The 6,265-nt window shown below is 45.0% G+C and carries 6 protein-coding genes; 3 read left to right on the plus strand and 3 right to left on the minus strand.

Features of this window, described 5'->3' with window-relative positions; genetic code table 11:
* On the plus strand, window positions 1–1,626 hold a 1,626-nt coding region (locus B3O33_RS07300), incomplete at its 5' end, for a BCCT family transporter (RefSeq protein ID WP_292363295.1).
* A 48-nt stretch (window positions 1,627–1,674) separates the two neighbouring features.
* Here B3O33_RS07300 and B3O33_RS07305 read toward each other — a convergent pair.
* A complete protein-coding gene (locus B3O33_RS07305) occupies window positions 1,675–2,715 on the minus strand; it encodes a porin (RefSeq protein WP_292361311.1) in 1,041 nt (346 codons plus the stop codon).
* 369 nt (window positions 2,716–3,084) lie between these two features.
* Between B3O33_RS07305 and B3O33_RS07310 the strand changes: the two genes are divergently transcribed.
* On the plus strand, window positions 3,085–4,002 hold the full coding sequence (locus tag B3O33_RS07310) for a LysR family transcriptional regulator (protein WP_292361312.1): 918 nt from the start codon (window positions 3,085–3,087) through the stop codon (window positions 4,000–4,002).
* 80 nt (window positions 4,003–4,082) lie between these two features.
* A complete protein-coding gene (locus tag B3O33_RS07315) occupies window positions 4,083–5,489 on the plus strand; it encodes a sensor domain-containing diguanylate cyclase (protein WP_292361313.1) in 1,407 nt (468 codons plus the stop codon).
* Here the strand turns inward: B3O33_RS07315 and gloA are convergent.
* Both gloA and B3O33_RS07325 read right to left on the minus strand, forming a co-directional pair.
* Window positions 5,443–5,997, minus strand: a complete 555-nt coding sequence (gene gloA, locus B3O33_RS07320) for a lactoylglutathione lyase (protein ID WP_292361314.1) — start codon at window positions 5,995–5,997, stop codon at window positions 5,443–5,445. The genes B3O33_RS07315 and gloA overlap by 47 nt on opposite strands.
* A gap of 22 nt (window positions 5,998–6,019) precedes the next feature.
* A partial coding sequence (locus B3O33_RS07325) for a CorA family divalent cation transporter (RefSeq protein WP_292363296.1) occupies window positions 6,020–6,265 on the minus strand: 246 nt, incomplete at its 5' end.

A 6,265-nucleotide genomic window follows, 5' to 3' on the forward strand; every position in this document is an offset into this window, starting at 1 on the left:
CACTGGGGTTTTCATATCTGGGCCATTTATGGCCTGACCGGTCTGGTATTAGCGTATTTCGCTTTTCGCCATGGACTGCCTTTGTCTATGCGCTCCGCACTTTATCCACTGATTGGGGAACGAATTTATGGTCCCATTGGCCATACTGTTGATGTCATTGCCATTCTCGGCACCTTATTTGGTATTGCCACCACCCTCGGGCTTTCGGTTGCCCAGATAAACGCCGGCATGAACTATTTATGGCCCAGCATACCGGTCAGTACCTTTGTACAGGTGGTCACCATAGCCGGGATTACCATGCTGGCAATTCTGTCTGTTGTAGCTGGACTGGATAAAGGTGTTAAACGTCTTTCTATCGTTAATATGGTGTTGGCTCTGGCACTAATGCTGTTTGTCTTTATCGCTGGACCAAGCATTGTGATTCTGGAGACTTTTCTGCAGAACACCGGCAGTTATCTGAACAATATTGTTGAACGGACTTTTAATCTGCAGGCCTATACCCGCAGTGACTGGATTGGAAACTGGACCCTTTTCATCTTTGGCTGGACTATTGCCTGGGCGCCCTTTGTCGGATTATTTATTGCCAAAATAAGCCGTGGCCGAACCATTCGCCAGTTTGTATTCGGGGTGTTACTGGTGCCAACCATTTTCACTTTTATCTGGTTCTCGATTTTTGGTGATACAGCTCTGAACATGATCATGAATCAGGGATACACCGCCCTGATTACCGAAGTGCAGAATGACACAGCCATTGCACTATTCAAGCTATACGAGCGTTTACCTCTGACCTCAATCGTGTCCTTTATTACCGTCATTTTGATTATGACCTTCTTTGTCACTTCTTCTGACTCGGGTTCATTGGTTATCGATTCTTTAGCCTCTGGTGGCGCCAGTAACACACCGGTCTGGCAACGTGTATTCTGGGCAACGTTAGAGGGACTGGTTGCCGCTGCTTTGTTAATCGCCGGGGGCTTAAGTGCCTTACAGACCATGAGTATTACCAGCGCCTTGCCATTTGCCATCATTATGGTGCTGGCGGCAATTGGTATGTGGCGGGCACTGTCCATTGAGGGTCATCGTGAAGCAAGCCTGTCCGCCTACATGCATAGTTCGCAGCATAAACCGGGCAACTGGAAAAAGCGTCTGGCCGGGTTAATTCACTATCCGGATTATCAACAGGTCGCTGATTTTATTAAAAACACAGCTTATCCGGCGATGCAAAATGTTGAAACGGTTTTACGTGACAAAGGTTGGCCCGTAAGTGTATTTTTTGATGATACTCAGCACCGTGCCTATATTGAGGTTGTGCGTGATGAAGAACTCGATTTTATTTATGAGATCCGGATGCGGGGTTATGCCATGCCGACATTTGCCTATCCGCAAATGGCAAGCAACGAGGACGTTGATAAACGCTATTACCGAGCGGAAATATTCATGCGCCGAGGCGGTGCTGCCTACGATATCTTCAACTGTGATCAGCAGGAGGTCATTGATGACATTCTGAATCAGTTTGAAAAATACCTGCATTTTATTCACATCTCTCCGGGGATCCTGCCCTGGAAAATGCAGGAGCATGATGACATGCTTAATGAGCAGGGTGAGCTGAATGATGAACGGTTAAAATAATCTGCTTAGGTAAACATAACTCACTCTGGCTTCAGCTGGAGTGAGTTTTTACATATTCAGATCATAACGGAATCCCACCAGAAACAACTTGCCACCACTGATCTCAGCATCAAAACCTTCCAGCCCAGCCTGTTTGGCAGTCATCGCGGCGGTTTCCTGCTCCTGATAAAATTCGGCAAACACACGTAAATCCTGATTGATTCGATGATCTATACCAAGATGAATCACGGATTCACCATAAGCTTCAACATTGGCAAGCATGACTTTATAAGTATTTTTACCGTGATGATAAGCGCTATAGAGATTTATTGCCTGTGCTTTATCACCATAAAAACTGTCTGGATTATCCGTATCGGTGATTTCATATTTAATTGCCATAGACCATTGTCCTTTTGCATGAGACAACGTCACACCATATAACCGGTCTTTAAAGCCACTGGCATTCCCACGGTCATCCATCCCAATGGCCAGACGGGTTTCCCCCAGCTGATAACTGACAACAGCCTGGATTCGTCGATCATCAATCCTTGAAGGTGAACGGATATTACCGTGACGTGTTGAGTAGGAACCCCCAAATCCAAAACCGTTCCACAGTGGACTTTGATAGGCCAGCGTCTCTTTCACCCGAAAAGTCGTATAAGTCGCAAAGCCACTGTAAAAGCTGCTGAACTGATCTACTGGAAATGTAATGGCATTATAGTAAGGCATCCACTGCTGACCTGCGGTTACTGTGCCGACACTGCTGGTCAGGCCAATCAGACCGACCCGGATATTTTCAGCCTTATTGCGGCCAACCTCTCCCTGGTCATACGAATCACGAAACCGAAAGTTAGCGCTATCAAAAGGCAGTTCCAGCTGGGTAAAAACCGATGTATCTTCAGAAAACTCATACGCCGCATTAAAACCAACCCTTGAATAGGCATCACGAATACCACGATAAGCAGACATTGCTTGCTGATTATCCGGGCTCACCGCTTCCGCCTGCATTCTGATTGAACTGTAAAAGTTATAATTGAAAGCGGGTTCATCGGCCTGTGCCCCAAAAGTGGCCACAATGTTAAGCCATAATATATTTGTGAATAATCTCATCGCTCACTCCTTTGTCCTTACAGTCTGGCGACTAGACTTATATCTGGCAAACGACAAGCAGAAAATATCCCTTGAATTCAGGCAAAAAAAACCCGGTGTGCTTTGCAGCGACACCGGGAAAGGGCAAACAAACTATAAATAGGGAAACATTGAATAGCTTTTGGCTGTTAATTCACAGTATTAATCCTTTCTTAACCCAGCTTTGTTTAAGCTAAACCCACTAAAAATTTCGACACATTTCAATGATGGTGGAAATCCAGTTAATTCATTACAATGCTTATTACTTAATGCAAATGATATTGTTAATTATTTGCATTTAAAAGAGCTTATTGATCAACATGCCGTTGCAAAAACCTGAACAGAGCGATTATGAAAAACCGGATAGTTTTGCCAGATATGAGAGCCGTTAACGCCTTTGTTGAGATCACCCGATCCGGCAGTTTAACGTTTACCGCAGAGCAACTGGGTATTCCAAAATCAACATTAAGCAGACGTATCTCTCAACTTGAAGAACGGATAGGTCAAAAATTACTACGCCGGGAATCAAACCGCCTTATCCCCACTCAGGCAGGTCAGATATTTGCCGGTTATTGCCAGCAATTTATCGCTCTCGCACAACAAAGTCAGCTCGCACTGGATGCTCTGCAGATGGAGGTGAGCGGAGAACTCAATTTTACATTTCACAACGCGTTCAGTTGCAGCTGGCTTAGCGATAAAGTGGAATCATTAATGGCTGAGCACCCTAAATTACAGCTTAAAATGCGTACAGGTTTTAGTTTGCCCCTTGCAACCGATGGAGAATCGGTCACCTTATGGTTGGGGGAAATCTCTGAAAGTGGTTTACGACATGAGTTTCTCGGTCAACTCTCTCAAGGTATCTATGCCAGCCCGGAATATTTACAACAAGCTGAAAAAATCAGTCATCCGCGCCAGCTATCTGAGCATGAATGGATTGATACACTGTCCCAATCAATGGATGAAATCATATTAAACCATACTCAGGGAAGCACATTTAAATTAGCTGCAAGACCATCACGTCTTTCCGCGGATCAATTTGTGATACAGGCTGATGCGATCGCTCGTGGAAAGGGCTTGGGGTTTTATCCCGACTGGTTGGTTGAAACAGCTTTGAATAAGCATTCAATCAAATTGCAACGCTGTCTGGCCGAATGGAATGGCCCCAGTCTGCCAATCTGGTTAATGTATCCCTACGGTCATTTGTCTCGACGCACCCGAATATTTATTGATCATTTAAAAAATAATCTTCCTGCAGCATGGAGTAACTGACCTTTCCAGGTCATTTAAATGCTTGAAGCCATACATGCATCGGCCTATTATTGAATAAAAAACAAATGGTGTTATCAAGCATGACGCAATCTTCAAACAACGGCCAGCAGACACCTTCCTCTCTGACCCACAGCGAGTTGCTTAGACATTTACACGCCGTTTCACCTTACCTGCCTGGTTTTATTTACCAGCTTTGTCGAACACCTGACGGTCAATTTCAATACACTTATACCAGTTCCAGACTGGAACAATTGTTTGGTGTAACCCAGCAACAGGTTGCTGAAGATGCCAACTTGTTACTAAAAATGATTCATCCAGATGATTATCAGCGTGTTATTAATGAAAGCATTGAATGCGCTGAAACGGGCAGCGCATGGCACAGTGAATTCCGAATGCTTGTTAAAGGGGGTGAAACCATCTGGATTGAAGCCTACGACACACCGATACGTGAAACTGATGGCACTATTATCTGGACCGGCTACGGCAATGACATTACCCAACGCAAAAACTACGAAACCGCTTTGAACAAAAGTGAGAATAAATTTCGAGCCTTTGTTGAAAATGCCAATGACATCATTTATTCGTTATCTCTGGACGGCATACTGACCTATGCCTCGCCCAACTGGACAGAGATTCTGGGCCATCCGCTCAATGAAGTGATTGGCAGGCATTTCGAGCACTTTGTGCATCCTGATGATGTGCCTGCCTGTCATAGTTTTTTACAACAGGTACGGCACAGCCGTCAAAAACACAGTGGCATCGAATACCGAATCAGACATTTACATGGTCACTGGTGCTGGCATCGCAGTAATGCAGCACCGTTATTTGATAAAAATGACATCGTTGACTCATACACCGGTATTGCCCGGGATATCACTGAACATAAACTGCTGATGCAGCGCATGTCACATATGGCGCATCACGATACATTAACCGGTTTGCCAAACCGCGCCAGTTTTACCGAGCATTTGAATCAGGCCATCGTCTTAAGCCAGCGTGAAGAACAAGTCGTCGCCGTCTTATTTCTGGATTTAGATAATTTCAAACCGGTCAATGATCAGCATGGACATGCCATTGGCGATTTATTATTGCAACAGGTGGCGAATCGTATACGCCAATGCCTGCGTGGCGCAGATGTGGTCGGACGCATTGGCGGTGATGAATTTGTCGTGCTGTTACAAAATGTTCATCATCTGGCGAATGCCCAGCAAACAGCAGAAAAAATCTGTGAATGTCTGAGCATCCCCTATGAGGTTGATGGCAAGATTCTGCATATCGGCGTCAGTATTGGCATTGCCTTATACCCACTGCATGGTAGTAACGCCATGCAACTAGTCCGTTACGCTGATGAGGCAATGTACGAAGCCAAAAAAATGCCAGACCGAGTACAGGTATATGCCAGTCCTCCACTCGGAGTCGGCTCCACTAAACAGGAAGAACCTAACCAAGATGATCTTTCAGCAAAGTCGGCTGACGATCAGGGGTGAAAATTTCTATCCAATAGCCATCCGGATCCTGAATAAAAGCAATTCCTTTCATTTTGCCGTCATCAGGTCGTTTTACAAACGGTACACCGAACGCCTCAAAACGTGCACAGGCGGCATCAATATCCGGTACGGCAAAACCGATATGACCAAAGCCCCGTGGTTCACTATTACCGTTATGATAAGCAACCTCATCTTTGTCTTCGTCACCCCAGTTATGGGTTAACTCCAGCATGGCTGGACGGGCAAAGGTTTGCTTGATTCGCTCATTATTGTCATCAGACCAGTCTTGACGTTGTTCAGGTGATATAGCTGCCATGAAATACAGGGTGAACTGCATTTCCGGAAAATCAAAGCGCTTGATTAATGTCATGCCCATTACTTCAGAATAAAACTTCAATGTTCGTTTTGGATCCTTGATACGAAACATGGTCTGGTTAAACACATAGTCATGTGTCGCCGGGTCATGCTGTTCACTCAAACCCTCTGCTTTATCAAAATGTCGACTCATGAATCACTCCTTTAATGAATTTTTATAACCAGCCTTTACGTTTAAAGTATAGATAAGGTGCCATACCTGCCGCCACCATTAAACCAATAGCAAATGGATAGCCAAAGCTCCAGTCCAGTTCCGGCATATATTTAAAATTCATCCCGTAAATACTGGCAATCAAGGTCGGTGGCAGGAATACGACGGCGGCTATCGAGAACGTTTTGATGATCTGAGCCTGCTGGATATTGATAAAACCCTGAGTGGAATCCATCAGGAAGTTTATCTT

It is taken from the genome of Methylophaga sp. UBA1464 (assembly GCF_002325665.1).
Taxonomy (GTDB): Bacteria; Pseudomonadota; Gammaproteobacteria; order Nitrosococcales; family Methylophagaceae; genus Methylophaga.

Bases quoted from the DNA above. Each gene is read 5' to 3' on its own strand.
- B3O33_RS07315 (WP_292361313.1), top strand. From the start codon at position 4,083: ATGACGCAATCTTCAAACAACGGCCAGCAGACACCTTCCTCTCTGACC.
- B3O33_RS07305 (WP_292361311.1), bottom strand. From the start codon at position 2,715: ATGAGATTATTCACAAATATATTATGGCTTAACATTGTGGCCACTTTT.
- gloA (WP_292361314.1), bottom strand. From the start codon at position 5,997: ATGAGTCGACATTTTGATAAAGCAGAGGGTTTGAGTGAACAGCATGAC.
- B3O33_RS07310 (WP_292361312.1), top strand. From the start codon at position 3,085: ATGAAAAACCGGATAGTTTTGCCAGATATGAGAGCCGTTAACGCCTTT.